The following is a 23812-nucleotide window of genomic DNA, read 5'->3' as shown; positions in this document are numbered from 1 at the left end:
GCCCGCGCGGCGGGTTAGGTTGGAGGGCGTGACGGACCTGACCTCGCCAGACGACCAGACGGCGGACGCCCCCGCGGACACCCCCGAGCCGCGCCTGGTGTCGGCGCCCGCAGAGGCCCTGCGCCCCGTGGTCGAGGACGAGCGTCGGCTGCGCGAGCTGGTCGCCTCCGTGGCCGACGGGCACGGCCCCATCGCCATCGACGCCGAGCGGGCGTCGGGCTTCCGCTACGGGCAGAAGGCCTACCTCGTGCAGCTGCGCCGGGCCGGGGCCGGCACCTGGCTCGTCGACCCCGTGATGTGCCCCGACCTGTCCGAGCTCCAGGACGTGGTCGGCGACGTCGAGTGGGTGCTGCACGCGGCCACCCAGGACCTGCCCTGCCTCGCCGACCTGGGGCTGCACCCCACCCGCCTGTTCGACACCGAGCTGGGGTCCCGGCTCGCGGGCCGGCCCCGCGTGGGGCTGGCGGCCGCCATGGAGCACTACCTCGGGATCACGCTCGCCAAGGAGCACAGCGCCCAGGACTGGTCCACCCGCCCCCTGCCCGAGCCGTGGCTCGTCTACGCCGCGCTCGACGTGGAGGTCCTCGTGGACCTGCGCGACGCCGTGGACGAGGACCTGCGCTCCCAGGGCAAGTCGGGCTGGGCCGCCGAGGAGTTCGAGGCGCTCACCCACTTCCGCGGCCCGGCGCCCAAGGTCGACCCGTGGCGCAAGACCTCCGGCCTGCACAAGGTGCGCACCCGGCGCGGGCTCGCCGTGGTCCGCGAGCTGTGGGAGACCCGCGACCGCCTGGCCCAGGATCGTGACTGCAGCCCCGGACGCGTGCTCGGCGACGCCGCGATCGTCGAGCTCGCCCTGCCCTCCGGCGCCGACGGCACCCGCCGGACCCCGCGCGCCGTGCAGCGCAACCCGCAGGTCTGGCTGGCCGCCGTGGACCGCGCGATGCTCCTGCCGGAGGACGAGCTCCCGGCATACCACCTCCCGAGCGACGGCCCACCTCCGCAACGTGCCTGGGCCGACAAGGACCCGGTCGCCGCCGCCCGGCTCGGCGCCGTCAAGGAACTCGTGGCCGGTCTGAGCGCGAGCGTGGCCGTCCCCGCGGAGAACCTCCTGACCCCTGACACCCTGCGGCGGGTGGTCTGGGCCCCTCCGGTGGACGAGTCGGCCCAGGGCTTCCGCGAGATCCTCCTCGACCTGGGTGCCCGGCCGTGGCAGGCGGGGCTCGTGTCGCCCCTGCTGGCCGAGGCGGCGTCCGACCACCCCTATCCCCCGCGAGTCTAGGAGTCGCGCCGACGGCGGCACCCGCGGCCCACACGACGGGGACGGAGACGGGGACGTGGACGTGGGGCCGGTCACGTCGCGGCGCGCTGGTGCTGACATCGGGATTACCCGCAAGTAGCATCCGACGGGTACCCATCCCCTCGACCTGGGAGGCCACCGTGCCCCGCACCCTGCACGAGGTCGTCTTCGTCGACGGCGTCCGCACGCCGTTCGGCCGCGCCGGGGACAAGGGCATCTATGCCCAGACCCGCGCCGACGACCTGGTCATCGCCTGCATCCGTGAGCTCGTCCGCCGCAACCCGTCCCTGCCACCCGAGCGCATCGGGGAGGTCGCCGTCGCGGCCACCACCCAGATCGGCGACCAGGGCCTCACCCTCGGCCGGATGGCGGCGCTGCTGTCGGGCCTGCCCAGCACCGTCCCCGGCTACTCGATCGACCGCATGTGCGCCGGGGCCATGACGGCGGTCACCACGTCCGCCGGGTCCATCGCGATGGGCGCCGCCGACGTCGTGGTCGCCGGGGGCGTGGAGCACATGGGTCGCCACCCCATGGGCGAGGGCGTCGACCCCAACCCCCGGATCGTCTCCGAGCGGCTCGTCGACGAGTCCGCCCTGGTCATGGGCAAGACCGCCGAGAACCTCCACGACCGCTACCCGAGCCTCACCAAGGAGCGCTGCGACGCGTTCGCCGTGGGCTCCCAGCGCAAGCTGTCCGAGGCCTACGCCGCGGGCAAGGTGCAGCCCGACCTGGTCCCGGTCGCCGTCCGTTCCGTGGAGAAGGGCTGGGGACTCGCCACCGCCGACGAGCCGCCCCGCCCCGGCGTCACGATGGCGGACCTCGCCTCTCTCTCGACGCCGTTCCGTCCCCACGGCCGGGTCACCGCCGGCAACGCTGCCGGGCTCAACGACGGGGCCACCGCCTGCCTGCTCGCCTCCGAGGAGGCCGCGACCGAGCTGGGGCTGCCCGTCAAGATGCGGCTCGTCACCTACTCCTTCGTCGGCGTCGAGCCGGAGGTGATGGGCTACGGACCCGTCCCGGCCGCCGAGAAGGCCCTCGCGCAGGCCGGCCTGCGCATCGAGGACATCGGCCTGTTCGAGCTCAACGAGGCCTTCGCCGTGCAGGTGCTGGCCTTCCTCGAGCACTTCGGCATCGCCGACGACGACCCGCGCGTCAACCCCTGGGGCGGAGCGATCGCGACCGGCCACCCGCTCGCCTCGTCGGGCGTGCGCCTGATGACCCAGCTCGCCGCGCACTTCGCCGAGCACCCCGAGGTGCGCTACGGCATGACCGCCATGTGCATCGGCATCGGCATGGGTGGCGCCGTCGTCTGGGAGAACCCGCACCACGCCGACTACCGCTCGTCCACCAACACCAACACCGACACCAACACCGACCACCACCACCAGCAGCAGCAGGAGCAGCAGCGATGACCCACACGGACCTGCTGGCGGCCTTCGACGACGAGGTCGTCACCCACGCGCTCGTGCGCGACGTCGAGCTGCCCGGTGGTGGCGGGACCCTGGCCCTGGTCACCCTCGACAACGGCCGCGACCACACCAAGCCCAGCACCTTCGGTCCCCGGGGCCTGCTGGAGCTGCGGGCAGCCCTGGAGCGGTGCCGCGAGCGGGCCACGGCCGGGGAGATCGTCGCGGTCGGGATCACCGGCAAGCCCTTCGTCTTCGCGGTGGGCGCCGACCTGACCGGTGTGCCCTCGGTGACCGACCGCGAGCAGGCCGTCGCCATGGGGCGGCTCGGCCACGAGACCTTCGCCCTGCTGCCCGAGCTCGGGGTGCCTAGCTTCGCCTTCGTCAACGGCGCCGCCATGGGCGGCGGTGTCGAGGTGGCGCTGGCGTGCGACTACCGCACCATCAGCGCCTCGGTGCCGGCGGTCGCGCTGCCCGAGGTCTTCCTCGGTCTCGTGCCGGGTTGGGGCGGGTGCTGGACGCTGCCCAACCTCATCGGCGTCGAGGGCGCCCTCAAGGTCGTCATCGACAACCCGCTCAGCAACAACACGACGCTCAGCGGTGCCGAGGCCGCCCGCCTGGGGCTGGCCGACCAGCTGCTCGAGCCGGCCGACTTCCTGGAGCGCTCGCTGGCCTGGGCGGGGCAGGTCGTCCGCGGCGAGGTCGCGGTCGAACGACCTGACGTGGATCGGGACGAGGCGGCCTGGGAGGGGGCGATCGCGGCGGCCCGACGCGCCGTGACCGCGCGCACCGGTGGCAGCTCGCGCTCGGCATACCGGGCCCTGGACCTGCTGTCCGCGGCCCGCGCCGCGAGCCGCGAGGAGGGCTTCGCTGCCGAGGACGAGGCGCTCGGTGACCTGCTGATGAGCGACGAGCTGCGCGCTGGGCTGTACGCCTTCGACCTGGTCCAGCGCCGCGCCAGGAAGCCGGCCGGAGCCCCGGACAAGAGCCTGGCCCGGCCCGTCACCAAGGTCGGGATCGTCGGTGCCGGCCTGATGGCCAGCCAGCTCGCGCTGCTCTTCGTCCGGCGCCTGGAGGTGCCGGTGATCATGACCGACCTCGACCAGGAGCGTGTCGACAAGGGCGTCGCCCATGTCCACGCCGAGATCGACAAGCTCGCCGCCAAGGGTCGACTCGACCAGGACCGGGTCAACCGCTACAAGGCGCTGATCAGCGGCGACACCACCAAGGCCGGCATGGCGGACGTGGAGCTCGTCATCGAGGCGGTCTTCGAGGAGATGTCGGTCAAGCAGCAGGTGTGGGCCGAGGTCGAGGCCGTCGTCTCCCCCGAGTGCGTCCTCGCCAGCAACACCTCGTCGCTGTCGATCACGCAGATGGCGTCCCGGCTGGAGCATCCCGAGCGGGTCGTCGGCCTCCACTTCTTCAACCCGGTCGCGGTCATGCCGCTGCTCGAGGTGATCACCGGCGAGCGCACCGACGAGGCGACCCTGGCCACCGCCTTCGCCGTGGGGCGACAGCTCAAGAAGACGACGGTGCTGTGCGCGGACTCCCCGTCCTTCATCGTCAACCGGCTGCTCGGCCGGTTCATGTCCGACATGGCCCGGATCGTCGACGCGGGCACACCGATCGACGTGGCGGACCAGGGCTTCGCGGGGATCGCGCCCATGCCGCCGTTCGTCCTGATGGGCCTGGTCGGTCCGGCCATCGCCCTGCACAACAACGAGTCGCTCGCGGCGGCCTTCCCCGACCGGTTCTACGTCTCCCCCGCCCTGCGGCGCGTGGTCGAGGCCGGCAAGCGCGGCTACTACACCCAGGTCGAGGGCCGCACGGTGCTGGACCCCGAGGTCCTGGCCCTGCAGGAGTCGCCCACGGACCCGGTGGTCCTGACGCCGGAGCAGGTGCGCGAGCAGGTCCTCGCGGGGCTCGCCGAGGAGGCCCGGATCATGCTGGACGAGGGGGTCGTCAGCGCCCCCATGGACCTGGACCTCGCCATGATCACGGGCGCCGGGTTCCAGTTCTGGAACGGCGGGCTCACTCCCCTGCTCGACCGGACGGGCACCTCGGAGCGCGTCACCGGGCGTCGCTTCCTGCCGCCGGGGACGGCCGAGGCAACCCGCTGACCGAGTGATGGATCCGCCGGTCCGGCCACGCTGCGAGGCAGCATGGCCGGACCGCTCCGTCGGCGTGCCTGCCCCGCCCCGGTGCCACTCCGACGAGGTGGACCAATCCGGGTCCGCGGTCTCGGCTGACCTACGATGGAAGGCATGACTGATGGCTACCTCCGCCGCATCGGCACGCTCGTCCGCGAGGCGCGCGTCCGACGCGGGTTCACCACCCAGGACCTCGCCGAGCGGGTCGGGATGACCGGCACCGACATCGAGCAGATCGAGGCGGGCGAGCACGATCTGTCCCTCGACGTGCTGGCCGCCCTGGGCAAGGAGCTGGAGGCCGAGTTCGTCTCCATGGGCCACTCCGGGCCGCAGCACCTGCGCATCGAGGGTGGGCGTCGCCTCACCGGCTCGATCGAGGTGCGGACGTCCAAGAACGCCGCGGTCGCGACCCTGTGCGCCTCGCTGCTCAACAAGGGCACGACCACCCTGCGCAACCTCGCCAAGATCGAGGAGGTCAACCGGATCCTGGAGGTCCTCAGCAGCATCGGGGTCCGCACCGAGTGGATCGACGGCGGCAACGACCTGCGCATCACCCCGCCCGCCACGATCGACCTCGCCTCGATGGACGAGGCCGCGGCCAAGCGCACCCGCACGATCATCATGTTCCTCGGCCCCCTGCTGCACGAGTTCGAGGAGTTCTCCCTGCCGTATGCCGGAGGCTGCGACCTGGGGACCCGCACGGTCGAGCCCCACCTCATCGCCCTGCGCCACTTCGGGCTCGCAGTCGAGGCGACCCAGGGGGCCTACCAGGCGGAGGTCTCCACCGACACCTGGCCGAGCCGGGCGATCGTGCTGACCGAGCGCGGCGACACGGTCACCGAGAACGTCCTGATGGCGGCGGCCCGCTACGAGGGCGAGACCGTCATCCGCAACGCGTCGCCCAACTACATGGTGCAGGACCTGTGCTTCTTCCTCCAGGAGCTGGGCGTCCAGGTCGACGGCATCGGGACGACCACCCTGACGGTGCGCGGCGTGCGCGAGATCGACCGCGACGTCGAGTACTCCCCCTCCGAGGACCCGATCGAGGCGATGTCGCTGCTGGCGGCCGCCGTCGTCACCAGGTCCGAGATCACCATCGAGCGGGTGCCGATCGAGTTCATGGAGATCGAGCTCGCGACCCTGGAGACGATGGGGATGCGCTACACCCTGTCCGAGGAGTACCTCTCGGCCAACGGCAAGACGCGTCTGGTCGACCTGACCCACGTCCCCGGCCCGCTCACGGCCCCGCGGGACAAGATCCACCCGCTCCCGTTCCCCGGCCTCAACATCGACAACCTCCCGTTCTTCGCGCTGATCGCGGCGACGGCCGAGGGCACCACGATGATCCACGACTGGGTCTACGAGAACCGCGCGATCTACCTCACCGAGCTCACCCGGGTCGGCGGCAACGTCCAGCTGCTGGACCCGCACCGGGTGATGATCAGCGGCCCGACGCGCTGGCGACCGGCCGAGGTGGTCTGCCCGCCCGCGCTGCGCCCCGCCGTCGTGGTGCTCCTGGCCATGCTGGCGGCTCCCGGCACGTCCGTCCTGCGCAACGTCTACGTCATCAACCGCGGCTACGAGGACCTTGCGGAGCGTCTGACGGCCCTCGGCGCCGGGGTCAGCACCTTCCGCGACATCTGAGCGGCGCGACCGCGGCACCACGCCCTCACGGCGGCCCGTTGCACGTATCGTGGGGCGGGCCCGCTGGGGGCGCCCACGCTTCCTCTCCCCACCCGTTCTCTGGAGGACCTCCATGGCCGGCGGACTCGCTGCCCTGCTCGACGACATCGCCACCATGGCCAAGCTGGCCGCGGCATCCGTGGACGACGTGGGTGCCGCCGCAGGCCGCGCCAGCGCCAAGGCGGCCGGTGTGGTGGTCGACGACACCGCGGTGACGCCGCGCTACGTCACGGGGTTCACGCCCGACCGCGAGCTGCCGATGATCAAGCGGATCACGATCGGCTCCCTGCGCAACAAGCTGCTGTTCATCCTGCCGGCGGCGCTGCTGCTCAGCCAGTTCGCGTCGTGGGCGCTCACCCCGCTGCTGATGCTCGGCGGCACCTACCTGTGCTTCGAGGGCGCGGAAAAGATCTGGGAGAAGGTCTCGGGTCACGGCCACGACGCGGGCGACGCCACGGCGTCGATGAGCGGGGACGAGGCCGAGGAGGCGATGACCTCCGGCGCCATCCGCACCGACTTCATCCTGTCCTCCGAGATCATGGTCATCGCGCTCAACGAGGTGGCCAGGGAGAGCCTGTGGACCCGGGCGATGACGCTGGTCATCGTGGCGATCGTGATCACCATCGGCGTCTACGGCTTCGTGGCGCTCATCGTCAAGATGGACGACATCGGCCTGCACCTGGCCAAGCAGAGCAACGGCGCCGCGCAGGCCCTCGGCAACGGGCTGGTCAGGGCGATGCCGGTCCTGCTGCGCTGGCTGGCGATCATCGGCACCGTGGCGATGCTGTGGGTCGGCGGTCACATCCTGCTGGTGGGTGTCGACACCCTCGGCTGGCACCCGCCGTACGCCCTGGTGCACCACCTGGAGGAGGCCGTCCGGCACGCCACCGGCCCGCTGGGAGGTGTCCTCGGCTGGCTCACCAACACGCTCTGCTCCGCGGTCGTGGGCCTGGCGGTCGGCGCGGTGGTCGTGACGGTCCTGCACCTGGTCAGGCGGGGCAAGGACGAGCCCGCGGAGGAGCACCCCGCCCGCTGACGACCGGCACGTCAGAGCGGGGTGACGAGCCCCGCCGGCAGCGCGCCGAGGACCTCGGCCACCTCGTCCAGCAGGGGTGCCTGCACGCTGCTGCGCCGCCACACCATGGCGATGTCCCGGTGCGGCGCCTCGCCGCCGAACTCGCGCAGGACGACGCCGTCGGGGTTGCGGCTCGGGGGCGACACGGCGAGCCGCGGCAGCAAGGTGGTGCCGACCCCCGCCGCGACCATGTGCCGCAGGGTCTCCAGGCTGGTGGCCTGGAAGCCGGACTGCTCCCGGGCGCCGGCCGTCTGGCAGATGTCCAGCGCCTGGTCGCGCAAGCAGTGGCCCTCGGCCAGCAGCAGCAGGTCCTCGCCCGCCAGCCGACCGGCGGCCAGGCGCCCGTCGTCGGCGGCCAGCTCGTGGTCGCGCGGCACCGCGAGCAGGAAGTCCTCGCGGAACAACGGGCGCACGTGCAGCGCCTCGTCGATGACGGGCAGCGCGATCAGGGCGGCGTCCAGACCCCCGGCGTGCAGCTGCTCGCGCAGCTCGCCCGTCTTGGCCTCGGTGAGCAGCAGCTCGACGTCGGGCAGCCGCTCGCGCAGGGCGGGCACGACGTGCGGCAGCAGGTAGGGCCCGAGCGTCGGGAAGAAGCCCAGCCGCAGCCGCCCCGCCCGGGGGTCCCGGGCGGAGCGGGCGATGTCGCGGATGTCCTGCGCCTGCCCCAGGATCGACCGGGCACGCTCGACCACCCGCTCCCCCGCCGCGGTCAGCAGCACCTGGCGGGTGCCGCGCTCGACGAGGTCCACGCCCAGCTCTGACTCGAGCTTCTTGAGCTGGGTGGACAGGGTCGGCTGGCTGACGTATGCCGCAGCCGCCGCCCGGCCGAAGTGCCGGTGGTCCGCCAGGGCGACGAGGTACTCCAGGTCCCTGAGGTTCACGAGCGGCCCGTCAGGCCATCGCCGGGGACGGTGCCGAGGTGCGGATCAGGTGGTCGAAGGCGGACAGCGCGGCCGTCGCCCCGGCACCCTGCGCCACGACGATCTGCTTGTAGGGGACGGTGGTGCAGTCCCCGGCGCCGAGGACGCCCGGGACCGAGGTGCGCCCCATCGCGTCCACGACGACCTCGCCGCGGTCGGTCAGCTCGACCGCACCCTTGAGCCACTCGGTGTTGGGCAGCAGCCCGATCTGGACGAAGATCCCCTCGAGCTGCAGCTCCCGGGCCTCGCCCGAGGCGCGGTCCTCGTAGCGCAGGCCGGTGACCTGCTTGCCGTCCCCGACGACCTCGGTCGTCCGGGCGGACAGGATGACGTCGACGTTGGGCAGGCTGCGCAGCTTGTCCTGGAGCACCTGGTCGGCGCGCATCTCGTCGAGGAACTCGATCAGGGTGACGTGGCCGACGACGCCGGCCAGGTCGATGGCGGCCTCCACGCCGGAGTTGCCGCCGCCGATGACGGCGATGCGCTTGCCCTTGAACAACGGTCCGTCGCAGTGCGGGCAGAAGGTGACGCCCTTGTTGCGGTACTCCTCCTCGCCGGGCACACCCATGTGGCGCCAGCGCGCCCCGGTGGCGAGCACGACCGAGCGGGCCTGCAGCTCGGCCCCGCCGAACCGCACCGTGTGGTAGCCGCCCTCGGTGTCGGCGGGCACGAGCTCGGTGGCGGCCGGGCCGGTGACCACGTCGACGTCATACTGACCGACGTGCTCCTTGAGGGAGTCGGCGAAGCGCGGCCCCTCGGTGTAGGAGACGGACACGAAGTTCTCGATGGCCATCGTGTCGAGCACCTGCCCGCCGAACCTCTCGCCGACCAGGCCGGTCCGGATCCCCTTGCGGGCGGTGTAGATCGAGGCCGCCGCGCCCGCGGGGCCGGACCCGACGACGAGCACCTCGTAGGGCTCCTTGCCGTTGAGCTTCTCGGTGGCGCGGTCCGCCGCCCCGGAGTCGATCCGGCCGAGGATGTCGCTCATCGTCATCCGGCCGGAGTCGAACAGCTCGCCGTTGACGTACACGGTGGGCACGGCCTTGATGCCGTGCTCCTCGATCTCGTCCTGGAAGAGCGAGCCCTCGACCGCGGTGTGCCGGATGCGGGGGTTGATGACCGACATCGCGTTGAGCGCCTGGACCACCGTCGGGCAGTTCTGGCAGGACAGGGACATGTAGGTCACGAACTCGAAGTCGCCGTCGATCGCCGCCACCTGCTCGATGGTCTCGGCGTCCTCCTTGATCGGGTGCCCGCCCACCTGCAGCAGCGCCAGGACCAGCGAGGTGAACTCGTGGCCGAGCGGGATGCCCGCGAACTCGACGCCCACGTCGGTGCCGGTGCGCTCGATGCGGAAGGACGGGCGGCGGCTCGACGTGCCGTCCGTGCGCAGGCTGACCTTGTCCGACAGCGCCGCGATCTCCTCGAGGAGCTGACGCAGGTCGTCGGCCTTGGGCCGGTCGTCGAGGGACGCGACCAGCTCGATCGGCTCCTTGACGTTGACGAGCAGGGACGTGACCTGGGTGGTCATGGCGGCGTCGAGCACGGGCACGGGACACTCCTTGGTTCGGTATGACGGGGGCGGCGAGGGTGAGGACGGCGGCGGCGGGTGACCGGGGTCCGGCCACCCGCCGCGGCACGTGGTGGTGCGTCGACGAGCGGGTGGGCTCGTCCTACGACCTGCTCGGGAGACTCCCGAGGGTGGCGTCAGATCTTGCCGACGAGGTCCAGGCCGGGGGCGAGGATGGCCTCGCCCTCCTCCCACTTGGCCGGGCAGACCTCGCCCGGGTGGGCGGCGACGTACTGGGCGGCCTTGACCTTGCGCAGCAGCTCGGCGGCGTTGCGGCCGATGCCCTCGGCGGTGACCTCCATGAACTGGATGGTGCCCTCCGGGTCGACCAGGAAGGTGGCGCGGTCGGCGAGGCCGGCGCCCTCACGCATGTTCTGGAAGTTGTTGGTGATGACACCGCTGGCGTCGCCGAGCATGTAGTAGTCGATCTTGCCGATGGTCTCGGACGTGTCGTGCCAGGCCTTGTGCACGAAGTGCGTGTCGGTGGACACCGAGAAGACCTCGACGCCGAGCTTCTGCAGCTCCTCGTAGTGGTCGGCGACGTCGCCCAGCTCGGTCGGGCAGACGAAGGTGAAGTCCGCCGGGTAGAAGAAGAAGATGGCCCACTTGCCGAGGACGTCCTTCTCGCTCACTTCCACGAACTCGCCACTCTTGAAGGCGGTGGTGGAGAACGGGAGGATCTTGGTGTTCATGAGGTTCATGCGTGCTCCTTGGCTACGGTGCTGGTGGGAACTGCCGATAAAGAATCTATATGGATCGAGGCCGAAACGAAAGCCGGAGTCGATCGTTTGTGTGCATGTGTGAGATAGGCGGCGTCAATCCGTCGCTGCCTCGACGCCAGTGCGGCGGTGCGGCACCCACCCCGGGGATGGGATTGACTACGGGCATGACGCGTCCCAACCCGCTGCTGTCCCCCTCCGTACTCCCCCACCACCTGCCGCCGCACTCCGAGCTCGAGGACGACGACTACCGCGAGGCGATCCTCGAGGGCATGGCCGAGCAGCTGCGCGAGCTGGACGCCGTCGCCACCGACGCGTCGGTCCCCACCGTCGAGAACGTCCTGGAGGCCTGGGAGCGCTCCGGGCAGACCCTGCGTCGCTCGATGGACGCCTTCTGGCCCGTGGCGGCGGCGGACACCAACGACCGGCGGGACGCCATCCGCGGCGAGCTGGCACCGCTCCTGGCGTCCCACGCCGACACGATCCTGCTCGACCGGCGACTCTACGACCGGCTCCTCGCCCTGCGGGCGCGGGTGGAGGCCGGCGAGGTGACCCCGGACGAGGAGACGGCGTGGCTGCTGCACGAGTCCGTCCGCGCCTACGAGCGCGGAGGGATCGCCCTCGACGACGCCGGCCAGGCGCGCCTGCGCGAGATCAACGCCGAGCTCGCCACGCTGGCGGCCGAGTTCAACGAGCGAGCCGTCGCCGGTCGCAACGCCGCCGCGGTGCACGTCACCGACCGGGACCGGCTGGCCGGCCTCGACGACGCCGAGGTCGACGGCGCCCGGGCCGCAGCGCAGGCCCGTGGGCTCGACGGCTGGCTGGTCGAGCTCGTCAACACGACCGTGCAGCCGCGCCTCGCCGTGCTCCAGGACCGGACCCTGCGCGAGGAGCTCCACCGGGCCTCGGTCTCCCGAGGGCTCTCGGGCGAGCACGACACGCGTGACCTCGTCGTGCGTACGGCCCGCCTGCGGGCGGAGAAGGCGGCGCTGCTCGGCCACGAGCACTACGCCGCGTACGTCGCCTCCGACGGCTGTGCCGGGTCGACGGAGGCGGTCATGCAGATCCTCACCCGGGTCGGGCCCGCCGCGGTGCGCAACGCGCGCGCCGAGGCGCAGGTGCTCCAGGAGCGGCTGCAGCAGGTCGAGCCGGGGGCCGTGCTCGAGCCCTGGGACTGGCCGTATGTCGCGAACCTCGTGCGCGGCGAGCGCTACTCGCTGGACGAGAGCCTCCTGCGCCCCTACCTGGAGCTCGAGCGCGTGCTGCACGAAGGCGTCTTCGCCGCGGCCACCGCGCTCTACGGCATCACCTTCCACGAGCAGCCGGGGCTCGTCGGCTACACGGCGGACGCCCGGGTCCTGGAGGTGCGCGAGCCGGACGGTTCGGTGCTGGGTGCCGTGGTCCTGGACCCCTGGACCCGCCCCGGCAAGCAGGGGGGTGCCTGGATGACCTCGCTGGTGGACCAGAGCCACCTGCTCGGCCACCGACCGGTGGTCACCAACACGTGCAACCTGTCCCGGCCCGCCCCCGGTCGCCCCACCCTGATGTCCTGGGACGAGGTGATCACCCTCTTCCACGAGTTCGGTCACGACCTGCACGGTCTGCTGTCCGACGTGCGCTACCCCTCGCGCTCAGGGACCGCGACCCCGCAGGACTTCGTGGAGTTCCCGAGCCAGGTCAACGAGATCTGGGCCTGGGACCCGCAGCTGCTCGCGCGCTACGCCGTGCACCACGAGACCGGGGAGCCCATGCCCCCCGAGTGGATCGCCACGCTGCTCGAGGCCCGGGAGTTCGACCAGGGCCACGAGATGACCGAGTCGTATGCCGCGATGCTGCTCGACCAGGCCTGGCACCAGACCCCGCTGGACCGCCTCCCCTCGTCGGCGGACGAGGTGGAGGCCTTCGAGCAGGAGGCGCTGGAGCGGGCCGGCATGGCCTTCGACCTGGTGCCGCCGCGCTACCGGTCGACCTACTTCTCGCACGTCTTCGCGAGCGGGTACGCCGCGAGCTACTACTCCTACATGTGGTCGGAGGTCTACGACGCCGACACGGTGGCGTGGTTCGCCGCGAACGGCGGTCTGACCCGCGAGACCGGCGAGAGGTTCCGGCGCGAGCTGCTGGCCCGCGGCGGGTCCCTGGACGTCACCGAGGTCTACCGCAGGTTTCGTGGGCAGGACCCCGACGTGCAGCACCTCCTGGACCGGCACGGGCTGGCGTGACGCGGCGCTAGGCCCGGCCCGCGGTGTCCTCGCCGAGCGGGCGCGCCAGCTGCCCCAGCAGGGACGAGTCGAGATGGGCGAGCAGGTCGGCGGGGTCGGCATACACCTCGTCGGCGCCGGCCTCGAGCAGCTCGGCCCGCCCGATGCCGCCGCAGGTGACCATGATCGAGGGCAGCCCCGCCCGCTCGGCCGCCGCGACGTCCCAGACGGTGTCGCCGACCACGACGGTCCGCTCCGGGTCGAGGCCGTAGCGCTTGACGGCGACCGTCAGCAGGTCCGGCTCGGGCTTGGCCTCCTCCACGTCGCCGCTGGTGGTCGCGCCCGCGATCACCTCCTGCGAGACGCCGATCGCGGGGACCATCCACTCCAGGTCGCCCTCCTGCCCGCTGGTGGCCAGGACGACCAGGAGCCCCGCGTCGTGGCAGGCGCGCAGCAGGTCGGCCGCGCGGGGGAACGCCGTGAGGTCGGCCTTGAGGGGCTCGTACTCCTCGCTGTGCCGGTCCACGGCCTGCGCGTCCTCGCCCCCGGTGAGGTGGCGGACCAGACCCTCGCTGGCGATGCCGATGGCCGAGTGGCACTGCTGCATCGTGATCTGGTCGTGGCCGGTGGCCCGCAGTGCCCGCCACCACGCCAGGGCGTGCAGGTAGTTGGTGTCGAGCAGGGTGCCGTCGACGTCGAACAGGACGCCGGGTCGCAGGTCAGCCACGGGAGGCCTCCCGCAGACGCTCGAGCAGCGGGCCGGCGGCCTCCTCCAGGAAGGCGTCCTGGGTGTCGCCGCCGATCTGGACGAGCGCGACGTCGGTGAACCCGGCCTCCCAGTAGGGGCGCACGCTCTCGACGATGGCGTCGAGGTCCGGCCCACAGGGGATGGCCTCGGCGACGTCCTCGGGACGCACGAACTGCGTGGCCGCCGCGAACCCGGCCGTGGTCGGCAGGTCGGCGTTGACGGCCCAGCCGCCGGCGAACCAGCGGAACTGCTCGTGGGCGCGCTGCACGGCGGCATCCCTGCTGGGGTCCCAGCTGATGGGGATCTGCCCGATGGCGCGGGCGCCGGCGCCGATGCCGGGCTTGCCCGGCAGGTCGTCCCACGCGGCGACGAGGTCGCGGTCGGGCTCGGTCGCGACGAGGTGGTCGGCGAAGGTCGCGCACCGCTGCAGCGCATGGGGACCGCCCGCGGCGAGGGCGAGCTCGACGCCCTGGTCGGGCAGGTCCCAGATCCGGGCCGAGTCGACGCGGTAGTAGTCCCCGTCGTAGGTCACCAGCTCGCCGGTGTGCAGCTCGTGGATGATCTCCATGGCCTCGGCCAGCATGTCCTGGCGCGCGGACACCGTGGGCCAGCCCGCCCCCACGACGTGCTCGTTGAGGTTCTCCCCTGCCCCCAGCCCGAGGGTGAACCGGCCGTCGGCCATGATCTGGACGGTCGCCGCCTGCTGCGCCACGACGGCGGGGTGGTAGCGCAGGATCGGGCAGGTGACGTAGGTCATCAGCTCGACGCGCTCGGTGACGTGGGCGACGGCCCCGAGGACGCTCCACACGAAGGGGGCATGGCCCTGCGCGCTGAGCCACGGGAAGTAGTGGTCGCTCGCCACCTCGAGGTCGAAGCCGACGTCCTCGGCCTGGCGGGCGAAGCGGACCAGGTCCTTGGGGCCGGCCTGCTCGGTCATCAGGGTGTAGCCGAATCGGGTCATGGGGTCGGCATACCCGAGGAGGCCGGGTCGGTAGACCTCGCCCGGCCGCTAGGCGAGCAGGGCCTGCGCGATCGCGTCGGGCGTGAGCCCGATCGCGGCGAGCACCTGGCCGCGGGAGGCGTGGTCGAGGAACTCCTTGGGGATGCCGAACGGCCGCACCGGGGCGGTCGCCCCGGCCTGCTGCAGCGCCAGGGTGATGGCGGAGCCCACCCCTCCGGAGACGAGGTTGTCCTCGATGACGACGACCTGGTCCGCGCGCCGGGCCTCCTGCACCACGTCCGCGCCGACCGGCAGCGCCCACACCGGGTCGACGACCCGCACGGTGCGGCCGGCGTCCTCGAGGCGGGCGGCGACGCCGAGGGCGGTCGGCACCATGGAGCCCACCGCCACCACGAGGGTGTCGACGTGCTCCTCGCCGGGGCCGTGCAGGACGTCGACGGTGCCGTGCTGCTCGAGGGCCGGGATCGGCGCAGGCGGGTTGCCCTTGGCGAAGCGGATGACCGACGGGGCGTCGGTGATGTCGACCGAGCGGCGCAGCGCGAGCTCGATCTGCTCGCCGTCGCGGGGGGCGGCGAGGTGCAGCCCCGGCACGACGTTGGCCAAGGTCATGTCCCACATGCCGTTGTGCGAGGCGCCGTCCGAGCCGGTGACGCCGGCGCGGTCCAGCACGAAGGTCACGCCCGCGCGGTGCAGCGCGCAGTCCATGAGCAGCTGGTCGAAGGCGCGGTTGAGGAAGGTCGAGTAGATCGCGACGACCGGGTGCAGCCCGGCATAGGCCAGGCCGGCGGCCATGGTCACCGCGTGCTGCTCGGCGATGCCGACGTCGATGACCCGCTCGGGGAACTTGAGGGAGAAGTCGCGCAGCCCGACCGGGATGAGCATGGCAGCGGTCAGCGCCACGACGTCGTCGCGCTCCTGGCCGAGGGCGACCATCGAGTCGGAGAAGTCGTCGGTCCAGGAGCGGCCCGACACCTCGAGGGGCAGGCCCGTCTCGGGGTTGATCACCCCGACCGCGTGGAACTGGTCGTCGGCGTGCTGGCGCGCGGGGCGGTAGCCCTTGCCCTTCTTGGTGAGGACGTGCACCAGCACCGGCGAGCCGTAGCCCTTGGCCTGGCGCAGCGCCACCTCGAGGGCGTGCTCGTCGTGCCCGTCGACCGGGCCGACATACTTGATCCCGAGGTCCTCGAACAACCCCTGCGGGGCGACGATGTCCTTGATCCCCTTCTTGATGCCGTGCAGGGTCTCGAACGCCGGGCGCCCCACGACGGGGGCCCCCGAGATGGCGCGCTTGCCGAGGCTCAGCACCCGCTCGTAGCCCTGCGTGGTCCGCAGCATGGACAGGTGCTCGGCGAGCCCGCCGGTGGTCGGCGCGTAGGACCGCTCGTTGTCGTTGACCACGACGACCAGCGGCAGGTCCTTGCGGGCCGCGATGTTGTTGAGCGCCTCCCAGGCCATGCCGCCGGTCAGTGCGCCGTCCCCGATGACGGCGACGGTGTGCCTCTGCCGGTCGCCCTTGAGCTGGTGGGCGATGGCGATCCCCTCGGCCCAGGACAGCGAGGTCGAGGCGTGGGAGTTCTCGACGACGTCGTGCTCGGACTCCGCGCGGGAGGGGTAGCCCGAGAGGCCACCCTGGGACCGCAGGCGGGAGAAGTCCTGGCGTCCGGTCAGCAGCTTGTGGACGTAGCTGATGTGGCCGGTGTCGAAGACGATCGTGTCGTGCGGCGACTCGAAGACGCGGTGCAGGGCGATGGTCAGCTCCACGACGCCGAGGTTGGGGCCGAGGTGGCCGCCCGTCCTGGCGACCTGGGTGACGAGGAACTCCCGGATCTCGGCCGCCAGCGCGGGGAGGCGGGAGGCGGGCAGCCGACGCAGCGCCGTCGGGCTGGTGATGGTCGAGAGCACACCTTGAGCACCTTGAGCCACGAGTGGATCCGACTCCTTCGGAAGAGGACGCGACTTGCGAGTCTAGACCAGGCCGGTGGTCGCGCAGGGGCGGGTCGGCTCATAGCCGGGGGACGAACCTGCGCCCCTGGAGGGCCTCGTGCACCAGGCGGACGCTGCGCGCCGTCCCGCGCAGACGGACCCCCTCGGCCTCGAGGTCCTCCATGACCTCGCGCAGCGCCTCGGGCGGCAGCTCCTCACCGAGCGCGACGCGGACCTGGCGGTAGGCCTGGCGCATCGCGGCGAGCTGGGCGTCCACGTGCTGCACCGCCACCCACGCGAGCGCCTGCGGGTGACGGCGCCAGGAGGCATAGCCCCGGAAGTCGGCCGGGCACTGGTCGAGCAGCCACGGGACGGCGTGCTCGCGCCACCCCGGGCTCTCGGGCGGCGGGATCGCCTCGGGCCAGCCTGGCGGGACGTGCGCGGTCATGGGGACAGTGTGCCGCGCCCCTGTGACAGACCCTCCCCCGGGGAGGTCGGGCCGGTCGACCAGACCGTACGCCGTCAGCCGGTCGACACCGTGACCTCGTCCGGCAGGCCCTGCACCGAGGTCGTCCCGTCCGCCGCGACCGACACGGCGAACGCCGTGGGGCCGTACCGCAGGCCGCTCACGGTGAGGGGTCCGAAGGGCAGCGACGGCAGCGGCCGCACCTCGACGTGGCGGCCCGGCACGTCGACCCGCAGGCCGAGGACGGCGGTCACGACGGCGGCGGCCGATGCGGCGGACCATGCCTGGGGGCGGCAGGACGCCGGATATGGTGCGGGGCGGGCGAGGACGGGGTCCCCGGCATACAGCTCCGGCCACCGGTAGCCGAAGGCGGCCGACGAGGCGACGAGCGCACGAGCCACGTCGCCGGCCCGCTCCGCGCGGCCCTCGGCCACCAGCCCGAGCAGGCCGATCGCCGTGTCGTGGACCCACACCGAGCCCGTGTGGTAGCCGATCGGGTTGTAGGCGGGGTTGCTGCGGGACAGGGTGGCGATGCCGTAGGGGCCGAGCAGGTCCGGGCCGGTCAGTGTGTCGGCGACCAGGGCCGCCTCGTCCGCGGTGAGGGCACCGGACCCGAGGGCGTGGCCCATGTTGGACCCGATGCCGTCCACGGGCCTGCCGTCTGCGTCCAGGGCCATGGCCAGGTGCGGCCCCCGCGGACCGCGCACCCAGAAGGCCTGGCGGACCCGGGTCTGCAGCACGTCGGCCAGGCGGTCGAGGTCCTCGCCCTCCTGCGACCGGCCGGGGTCCAGCGCCGCCAGCAGGGCCCGAGCCTTGCGGGCCGCCTCGACGGCGTAGGTCTGTGCCTCGAGCAGCGCGATCGGCGCCGGGGCGATGCTGCCGTCGCTGCGGCGCATCGAGTCGCCGCTGTCCTTCCACCCCTGGTTGGCCAGGCCCGTGCCGGTGCGGTCGACGTAGCGCAGCAGCCCGTCGGGGCTGTCCTGCACCTGGCGGGAGATCCAGGCGAGCGCCGCCCGCAGGGGCGGCAGCAGCGCGCGCACCTCGTCCTCGGGGAGCCCGTGCCGCCACGCGTCGTGCAGCAGGCACACCCATAGCGACGTCGCGTCAACGGTGCCGTAGTAGGTGGACGGCAGGGCCAGGCCAGTCACGTCGTCGACGTACTGCTCCCGCCGCACCTCGTGGAGGATCTTGCCGGGCTGCTCGGCGGTCGCGGGGTCGTCCACGCGTCCCTGCCGCCGGGCCAGGGCGCGCAGCGTCCCGCCCGCCAGGGCGGTCCCGAACGGCAGGGACAGCCGGGCCGCCCAGACCGAGTCGCGACCGAACAACGTGAGGTACCACGGGGACCCGGCGCCGGCGAAGACGTCGTCGGGAGCGTCGGGGTCCCGCATCGTCAGGTGGCGGAGGTCCTCGAGGGCGCTGCTCACGACGACGTCCAGGCGGGTGTCGGCGGCCCGGACCCGCACCGCGGACCAGTCCACCAGGTCCGCACCCGGGTCGGCGTCGAACGCCGAGGAGGCCAGCCGCTGCGTGCCCACCGACAGGCGCACCGATCTCGTCTGGCCCGGGGGCACCTCGAGGTCGAAGCCGATGCACGAGGGCTGCCCCGCCTCGCCTGCCTCGATGACGGTGGGCCGCGGCTCGGCCGTGACGTGGGTGAGGTGGCGGTCGTCCGACCAGGTGAGGACGACGTCGGGCGTCCGCGCCCCGGCGGTCATCGAGGGCAGCAGCGGGCCGGCGGGCTCGCCGGACTTGACCGCGCCGAGGGAGGCACCGTCACCGCCGATCTCCACGGTCAGCCGGGTGCGCACGGTCTCGGCCGCGCGCGAGGTCAGGCGCAGCGTCTCGGTCATCCCGGCGTCCTGCACCACCCTGGTGCGCCGCAGCTCGACCGTCGGGTCCGGGCCGGGCGTGCCGAGGTGGCGCAGGGAGGTGAGCACCTGCGTCTCCTGGCCAACGCTGGAGGACGTCACCAGGTCGCCGGTCTGGCCGTCGGCGAGGACCGCGAGGCGGGACACGACGCGGCGGTCGTCGACGAAGACCCCCGTGCCCGGGGCGCCCATCGTCCCGTCATGCGTGGACAGGGCCGTCGCATTACCGTGAACGGCCAGCTCCAGCTCGTGCAGCCACGGCTGCCGGCGGGGGGTGTCGGGTGTCAGGCGGCGCTGCTCAGGCACGGGACGACCTCTCGTGAAACCCGAGCGTCCGCTGTTGACAGTCTGATTGCCCGGGGTGAGGATGATTCTGATCGTTCAAAGGCGATGATACCTCGAAGCGATCGCACAGCCTGTCCAAGGAGTCGATGGTGACGATGAGCAGCATGGGGCATCGCCGCGCAACGATCAACGACGTCGCCCGGGCGGCCAATGTCTCACGACAGACCGTCAGCAATGCCGTCAACCGCCCGGACCGGGTCGCGCCGCAGACCCTGCAGCGCGTACAGCTCGAGATCGACCGGCTCGCCTACCGCCCCAGCTCCGCCGCCAAGTCCCTGCGCGAGCAGCGGGCCGGGGCGATCGGCCTCGAGCTGGACGCGCGGGGCGGTGCCGCCGCCAACGCCGAGATCGCCTATCCCTTCCTCAGCCAGCTCTCCCTCGCGGCCCGCAGCCACCGCTGCCACGTGGTCACCTTCGGGACGGACTCCCCCGCCCCCGTCACCTCGGGCTACGAGTCCATGGTGCGCGCGCACCTGGTGGACGCCTTCGTGCTCTACGGCACCCACCACGGCGACCCGCGGCCGCAGTGGCTCACCGAGCAGGGCATCCCCTTCGTGACCTTCGGCCGGGTCTGGGACGACCCCGGCTTCACCGCCTGGGGGGACGTCGACGGCCGCATCGGGACCGCCTCGGCCGTCCGCCACGTCGTCGACCAGGGCTACCGCCGGGTGGCCTTCCTCGGGTGGCCCGAGGGCTCGGCGGTCGGCGACGACCGCTACCAGGGGTGGCGCGAGGCCGCGTCGGAGCTCGGCGTGCTCGACGACGCCCTGGTGGCCCGCACCGAGCAGGACCTGCCGCGGGCCCAGGCCGCGGCGGCCGACCTGCTGGGGTCGCTGCAGCCTGGCGACGCGGTCGTGTGCGTCTCGGACATGGTGGCCCTCGGCGCCTGGCAGGCCGTCGTCGCGGCCGGCCTCGAGCCCGGCCGGGACATCGGCCTCGTGGGCTTCGACGGCACCAGCACCGCCGGGATGTTCGACCTGACGACCGTGGTGCAGCCCCTGGCCGAGATCGTCGAGCACCTGCTCACCCAGATCGACGTCCTCCTCACCGACGGCGAGGCCCCCGCCGAGGGTGCCCTCCTGGCACCCACCCTCCGACACGCCGGCAGCACGCGACGGCGCTGAGCCTGATCGTGGCACCCCGCCCCACGTCTCGGCCCGTCCCCGCCTCGCGGCCCTGGCGGTCGACATACGGGACAACCCTCGATATGAACGATCCAACCCCACCACCTCCCCACCGGGACCCCAGATCACGCCCCACCAGACCCAGGAGCCCACGATGCCCCTCCCCACCCGCACCACCGTCGTCGTCAGCCTCGCCGCGACGACCGCCCTCGCCCTCGGCGCCTGTGGGGGAGGCGCCTTCGATGCCGCACCGAGCAGCAGCGCGCCCGCCTCCCAGTCCGGCCCAGCCACCCTGCGGATGCTCGTCGGGGTCTCCAACGACGTCGAGCTCGGCGCGGTGCGCAAGGCCACGGAGGCCTGGGCCGCCAAGACCGGCACCACGGTCCAGGTGACGGGCACCGCCAAGCTGCCCGAGGAGCTGGCCAAAGGCTTCGCCGGGGGCTCTCCGGCCGACCTCTTCTACCTCGAGCCCGCCCAGGTGGGCACCTTCGCCAAGGCCGGCAACCTCTACGCCTACGGCGACCAGCTCACCGGTCTCGACTACGTCCCGTCCCTCAAGGACACCTTCACGATCGACGGCAAGCTCCAGTGCGCGCCCAAGGACTTCTCCACCCTAGCCCTGGTCATCAACGAGGAGCTGTGGGCCAAGGCCGGGCTCACCGACGCCGACATCCCCCAGGACTGGGCCGGTCTGGAGCGGGTCGCCGCCCGCCTGACCCAGGGCTCGCAGACCGGGCTGGTGATCTCCCCGGAGCTCCAGCGCGTGGGCGCCTTCATGACCCAGGCGGGCGGCTGGGTGCTGTCCCCCGACGCCCGGACGGCCACGGTCGACTCCCCGGAGAACCTCGCCGGCCTCACCGAGGCCCAGAAGCTCCTGCGCGGCGGCGCCATGAAGTTCTCCAAGCAGGTCGACGTCGGGTGGGGTGGCGAGGCCCTGGTCAAGCGCAAGGCCGCGATGACCATCGAGGGCAACTGGATCCGCGGCGCCCTCGCCAAGGACGCCCCCGACCTCAAGGTCAAGGTCGCCGAGCTCCCGGCCGGCCCCAAGGGCAAGGGCACCTTGATGTTCACCAACTGCTGGGGCATCGCCGCCAAGAGCAAGAACCAGGCCGCCGCGGTGGACCTCGTGAAGTTCCTCGGCCAGGATGTCCAGCAGCTGAGCGCCGCCCAGGCCTTCGGCGTCATGCCCTCCACCACCTCCGCCATGGCCAAGTACCAGGCGGCCACCCCCGCGGACGCCGCCTTCGTCGCCGGCGCGGAGTACGGCAAGGGCATGCCCACCACACCCGGCTTCGACGCCGTGATCGCGGACGCCAACGCCAAGATCGAGTCCCTGGCCACCGGCGACCCCAAGACCATCCTCACCCAGATGCAGGGCAACGCCGAGGCCGCCCTCAAGGGCTGACGCAGCCTGCAGCGAGAGGACGGTCATGACCCTCCCCACGGCGACGCGGCCCCGACTGCGACGGGCCCGCTCCGGGCCCGGCATCCACGCCGGGCAGACCGCGGCCGGCTGGGCCTTCACCCTGCCGATGATCCTGGTCCTCGGCACCTTCCTGGTCGTGCCGATCGGCATGGCGCTCTACGTGTCCTTCACCCGCTGGAACGGCAACGGCGACCCGTTCGTCCAGGGCAACGCTCCCCTGGTCGGCCTGGACAACTACGCGACGCTGCTGACCGGCCAGGGCCTGACGGGGCGCGACTTCATGACCTCGGTCGGCAACACCTTCTGGTACGTCCTGCTCGTGGTCCCCCTGCAGACGGTGCTGGCCCTCGGCCTCGCGCTCGTCGTCAACGCCAAGACCCTGCAGGGCAAGGGCTTCTTCCGGACGGCCTTCTACTTCCCGTCCGTCACGAGCTCGATCGCCATCACGACCGTCTTCTTGTTCCTGTTCTCCGGCAGCGGCGCCGTCAACGCCTTCCTTCGGCTGTTCGGCGTCGACGGACCCAACTGGATGGCCGAGCCGGCGGGCGTGCTGCACCTCCTGCTCGAGCGGGTGGGCGTCACCGATCCCGGCTGGGTGCAGACCCAGGTCCTCGGGCGCAGCGTGTGGGAGTGGCTGTCGGGTCCGTCGGTCGCCATGCTCGTCCTGATCCTGCTCGCCGTGTGGACCACGACCGGGACCTTCATGCTGATGTTCCTCGCGGCACTGCAGGACCTGCCCGAGGACGTCGACGAGGCCGCGGCGCTGGACGGCGCCACGGGCTGGCGCAAGCTGTGGTACGTCACGGTGCCGCAGCTGCGGTCGGTGCTCTTCCTGGTGGTCACCTTGGGCCTGATCGGCACCTGGCAGGTCTTCGACCAGGTCTACGCGACCGGCGGCGGCTCCCCCGGCAAGACACTCCTCACCCCGGCCTACCTGTCCTACGAGCAGTCCTTCACGCAGGGCAGGTTCGGGACCGGCGCCGCGATGGCCTTCATCATCTTCGTGATCATCGTGCTGCTCACCTGGGTGCAGCGGCGGGTCATGACCGAGCGGGACGAGGTGGCGCGATGAGGCTCCGACGCACCCTGGCGTATGCCGTCCTGGTGGCGGCGGCCGTGGTCTACCTCTACCCCGTCGTCATACAGGTGGCGACGTCCCTCAAGACCGACCCGGACGCCTCGGCCAGCCCCCTGTCACTGCTCCCCCACCCCCTGTCCACCCAGGCGTGGAGCGCCGTGCTCGGCAGCGGTGACAGCGGGCTGCCCATCCTGCGCTGGCTGACCAACTCGGTGGTCGTGACCGTGGCCGTGACGGCCGGGCGGGTGTTCTTCGACTCCCTCGCCGCCTACGCCCTGTCGCGGCTCCACTTCCGCGGTCGGGGCGTGGTCTTCGCGCTCGTGCTGGCCGTCATGTCCGTGCCGGGGGTGGCGCTGCTCATCCCCAAGTTCCTCATGGTCAAGTACCTCGGCATCTACGACACCTACGCCGCGATGATCCTGCCGCTGCTGGTCGACGCGGCGGGGGTCTTCATCATGAAGCAGTTCTTCGACAGCGTGCCGGTCACCATCGAGGAGGCTGCGCGCCTCGACGGCGCCTCGGTCTTCCGGACCTTCTGGTCGGTGATCCTTCCGATGGCCCGGCCCGCCCTGATCACCTTGACCATCCTGTCCTTCCAGGGGTCCTGGAACGAGTTCAGCCACTTCCTGGTGGTGACGGGCAGCCCCGAGCACAAGACCCTCGTCACCGGGCTGGCCGACCTCACGGCGGGCGGGCTGGGGTCCGGGACGCAGTTCCCGCTCAAGATGGCGACAGCCCTGATCACCACCATCCCCGTGGCGATCCTGTTCTTCGCCTTCCAGCGCCACCTCGTCCGGGGCGCCAACGAGGGGGCCGTCAAGGGCTGACCCAGCCCTCGACGGCCCCCCCCCGGCC

The 23812-nt window shown here is 72.3% G+C and carries 18 protein-coding genes; 10 read left to right on the top strand and 8 right to left on the bottom strand.

Annotation, left to right across the window (positions count from 1 at the left end):
* The first annotated feature begins 28 nt into the window (after window positions 1–28).
* From GGG17_RS13410 to GGG17_RS13390, 5 genes are all read left to right on the top strand, one after another.
* Window positions 29–1279: an HRDC domain-containing protein gene (locus GGG17_RS13410; RefSeq protein ID WP_288797454.1), complete on the top strand. Its 1251-nt coding sequence runs from the start codon at window positions 29–31 to the stop codon at window positions 1277–1279.
* Window positions 1280–1437: 158 nt separating this feature from the next.
* Window positions 1438–2709 (top strand): thiolase family protein, encoded by a 1272-nt coding sequence (locus GGG17_RS13405; RefSeq protein ID WP_311966686.1) that lies wholly within the window; start codon window positions 1438–1440, stop codon window positions 2707–2709.
* Window positions 2706–4823 (top strand): 3-hydroxyacyl-CoA dehydrogenase NAD-binding domain-containing protein, encoded by a 2118-nt coding sequence (locus GGG17_RS13400; protein WP_154594172.1) that lies wholly within the window; start codon window positions 2706–2708, stop codon window positions 4821–4823. Before GGG17_RS13405 ends, GGG17_RS13400 begins: the two co-directional genes overlap by 4 nt.
* Before the next feature lie 144 nt (window positions 4824–4967).
* Window positions 4968–6497 carry a UDP-N-acetylglucosamine 1-carboxyvinyltransferase gene (locus GGG17_RS13395; protein ID WP_154594171.1) on the top strand — a complete coding sequence of 510 codons (1530 nt, stop codon included), beginning with the start codon at window positions 4968–4970 and terminating at the stop codon, window positions 6495–6497.
* Window positions 6498–6609: 112 nt separating this feature from the next.
* Window positions 6610–7572, top strand: coding sequence for a DUF808 domain-containing protein (locus GGG17_RS13390; RefSeq protein WP_154594170.1), 963 nt, complete (start codon window positions 6610–6612; stop codon window positions 7570–7572).
* Between the two features lie 11 nt (window positions 7573–7583).
* Here the strand turns inward: GGG17_RS13390 and GGG17_RS13385 are convergent, their stop codons facing one another.
* The 3 genes from GGG17_RS13385 to ahpC all read right to left on the bottom strand — a co-directional run bounded on the left by GGG17_RS13385 (window position 7584) and on the right by ahpC (window position 10802).
* Window positions 7584–8492, bottom strand: coding sequence for a LysR substrate-binding domain-containing protein (locus tag GGG17_RS13385; protein ID WP_288797458.1), 909 nt, complete (start codon window positions 8490–8492; stop codon window positions 7584–7586).
* A 10-nt stretch (window positions 8493–8502) separates the two neighbouring features.
* Window positions 8503–10083 (bottom strand): alkyl hydroperoxide reductase subunit F, encoded by a 1581-nt coding sequence (gene ahpF / locus GGG17_RS13380; protein WP_311966685.1) that lies wholly within the window; start codon window positions 10081–10083, stop codon window positions 8503–8505.
* A gap of 155 nt (window positions 10084–10238) precedes the next feature.
* The gene (gene ahpC, locus GGG17_RS13375; RefSeq protein WP_154594169.1) at window positions 10239–10802 is read right to left on the bottom strand and encodes an alkyl hydroperoxide reductase subunit C; all 564 of its coding nucleotides are present in this window, start codon (window positions 10800–10802) and stop codon (window positions 10239–10241) included.
* Between the two features lie 185 nt (window positions 10803–10987).
* Here ahpC and GGG17_RS13370 point away from each other — a divergent pair, with 185 nt between their 5' ends.
* Complete coding sequence (locus tag GGG17_RS13370; RefSeq protein ID WP_154594168.1) at window positions 10988–13039, top strand: M3 family metallopeptidase; 2052 nt, start codon at window positions 10988–10990, stop codon at window positions 13037–13039.
* A gap of 7 nt (window positions 13040–13046) precedes the next feature.
* On the opposite strand, the gene GGG17_RS13365 is transcribed toward GGG17_RS13370, so the two are convergent.
* From GGG17_RS13365 to GGG17_RS13345, 5 genes are all read right to left on the bottom strand, one after another.
* Window positions 13047–13745 carry an HAD family hydrolase gene (locus GGG17_RS13365; RefSeq protein WP_311966684.1) on the bottom strand — a complete coding sequence of 233 codons (699 nt, stop codon included), beginning with the start codon at window positions 13743–13745 and terminating at the stop codon, window positions 13047–13049.
* On the bottom strand, window positions 13738–14727 hold the full coding sequence (locus GGG17_RS13360) for a TIGR03557 family F420-dependent LLM class oxidoreductase (protein WP_154594167.1): 990 nt from the start codon (window positions 14725–14727) through the stop codon (window positions 13738–13740). Before GGG17_RS13360 ends, GGG17_RS13365 begins: the two co-directional genes overlap by 8 nt.
* 48 nt (window positions 14728–14775) lie before the next feature.
* On the bottom strand, window positions 14776–16629 hold the full coding sequence (gene dxs / locus GGG17_RS13355) for a 1-deoxy-D-xylulose-5-phosphate synthase (RefSeq protein ID WP_288797462.1): 1854 nt from the start codon (window positions 16627–16629) through the stop codon (window positions 14776–14778).
* Window positions 16630–16729: 100 nt separating this feature from the next.
* Window positions 16730–17098: a hypothetical protein gene (locus tag GGG17_RS13350; RefSeq protein WP_154594166.1), complete on the bottom strand. Its 369-nt coding sequence runs from the start codon at window positions 17096–17098 to the stop codon at window positions 16730–16732.
* A 74-nt stretch (window positions 17099–17172) separates the two neighbouring features.
* The gene (locus tag GGG17_RS13345) at window positions 17173–19290 is read right to left on the bottom strand and encodes a glycogen debranching N-terminal domain-containing protein (protein WP_154594165.1); all 2118 of its coding nucleotides are present in this window, start codon (window positions 19288–19290) and stop codon (window positions 17173–17175) included.
* 134 nt (window positions 19291–19424) lie between these two features.
* Here GGG17_RS13345 and GGG17_RS13340 point away from each other — a divergent pair, with 134 nt between their 5' ends.
* From GGG17_RS13340 to GGG17_RS13325, 4 genes are all read left to right on the top strand, one after another.
* Window positions 19425–20453 carry a LacI family DNA-binding transcriptional regulator gene (locus GGG17_RS13340; RefSeq protein ID WP_230083006.1) on the top strand — a complete coding sequence of 343 codons (1029 nt, stop codon included), beginning with the start codon at window positions 19425–19427 and terminating at the stop codon, window positions 20451–20453.
* A 154-nt stretch (window positions 20454–20607) separates the two neighbouring features.
* Complete coding sequence (locus tag GGG17_RS13335; protein WP_154594163.1) at window positions 20608–21858, top strand: extracellular solute-binding protein; 1251 nt, start codon at window positions 20608–20610, stop codon at window positions 21856–21858.
* 25 nt (window positions 21859–21883) lie between these two features.
* Window positions 21884–22951, top strand: a complete 1068-nt coding sequence (locus GGG17_RS13330; protein WP_154594162.1) for a carbohydrate ABC transporter permease — start codon at window positions 21884–21886, stop codon at window positions 22949–22951.
* Entirely contained in the window at window positions 22948–23784 is an 837-nt protein-coding gene (locus GGG17_RS13325) for a carbohydrate ABC transporter permease (protein ID WP_154594161.1), read from the top strand. Before GGG17_RS13330 ends, GGG17_RS13325 begins: the two co-directional genes overlap by 4 nt.
* The last annotated feature ends 28 nt before the right edge of the window (window positions 23785–23812 follow it).

It is taken from the genome of Arsenicicoccus cauae (assembly GCF_009707125.1).
Taxonomy (GTDB): Bacteria; Actinomycetota; Actinomycetes; order Actinomycetales; family Dermatophilaceae; genus Arsenicicoccus; species Arsenicicoccus cauae.
The sequence above is the reverse complement of the archived record's forward strand: the minus strand, read 5'-3'. Positions and strand labels throughout refer to the sequence as shown.

What these genes read in the sequence shown, in the direction of transcription:
- GGG17_RS13400 (WP_154594172.1), top strand. Translation starts at nt 2,706, where the DNA reads ATGACCCACACGGACCTGCTGGCGGCCTTCGACGACGAGGTCGTCACC.
- GGG17_RS13395 (WP_154594171.1), top strand. Translation starts at nt 4,968, where the DNA reads ATGACTGATGGCTACCTCCGCCGCATCGGCACGCTCGTCCGCGAGGCG.
- GGG17_RS13390 (WP_154594170.1), top strand. Translation starts at nt 6,610, where the DNA reads ATGGCCGGCGGACTCGCTGCCCTGCTCGACGACATCGCCACCATGGCC.
- ahpC (WP_154594169.1), bottom strand. Translation starts at nt 10,802, where the DNA reads ATGAACCTCATGAACACCAAGATCCTCCCGTTCTCCACCACCGCCTTC.
- GGG17_RS13370 (WP_154594168.1), top strand. Translation starts at nt 10,988, where the DNA reads ATGACGCGTCCCAACCCGCTGCTGTCCCCCTCCGTACTCCCCCACCAC.
- GGG17_RS13360 (WP_154594167.1), bottom strand. Translation starts at nt 14,727, where the DNA reads ATGACCCGATTCGGCTACACCCTGATGACCGAGCAGGCCGGCCCCAAG.
- GGG17_RS13350 (WP_154594166.1), bottom strand. Translation starts at nt 17,098, where the DNA reads ATGACCGCGCACGTCCCGCCAGGCTGGCCCGAGGCGATCCCGCCGCCC.
- GGG17_RS13340 (WP_230083006.1), top strand. Translation starts at nt 19,425, where the DNA reads ATGAGCAGCATGGGGCATCGCCGCGCAACGATCAACGACGTCGCCCGG.
- GGG17_RS13335 (WP_154594163.1), top strand. Translation starts at nt 20,608, where the DNA reads ATGCCCCTCCCCACCCGCACCACCGTCGTCGTCAGCCTCGCCGCGACG.
- GGG17_RS13330 (WP_154594162.1), top strand. Translation starts at nt 21,884, where the DNA reads ATGACCCTCCCCACGGCGACGCGGCCCCGACTGCGACGGGCCCGCTCC.
- GGG17_RS13325 (WP_154594161.1), top strand. Translation starts at nt 22,948, where the DNA reads ATGAGGCTCCGACGCACCCTGGCGTATGCCGTCCTGGTGGCGGCGGCC.